This is a genomic window from Zoogloea sp. LCSB751 (assembly GCF_002028455.1).
Classification (GTDB): domain Bacteria; phylum Pseudomonadota; class Gammaproteobacteria; order Burkholderiales; family Rhodocyclaceae; genus Zoogloea.
Map to the genome: position 1 here is coordinate 1 of NZ_MWUM01000275.1, position 263 is coordinate 263.

At 44.9% G+C, this 263-nt stretch carries 1 protein-coding gene; it reads left to right on the forward strand.

Going from position 1 to position 263, the window contains the following annotated elements; translation table 11 throughout:
* Window positions 1-13 precede the first annotated feature (13 nt).
* A partial coding sequence (locus B4920_RS26630) for a nitrate- and nitrite sensing domain-containing protein (RefSeq protein ID WP_216820073.1) occupies window positions 14-263 on the forward strand: 250 nt, incomplete at its 3' end.

Sequence of the window (263 nt, forward strand, 5' to 3'; positions counted from 1 at the left end):
GCTGAAAGTCGTCGTGCAGCTAAGCGAATTGGCGGTGGCAAACAGTAACTTTGTCCATGAGTTGCAAAAAGAACGGGGCATGAGTGCCGGATTTATAGGCTCAGCGGGCAAGGCATTCGCAGGCAAAATACGCAGTCAAAGGCAATTGACAGATACTCAGCTCAAATATTTCCAATCTTTTATTGAAAACCACAATTTACCCGCAGTGTTTGCGCCGAAACTGCGCGATCTAAATACTCAACTCAGTAAATTAGCTTCAATTC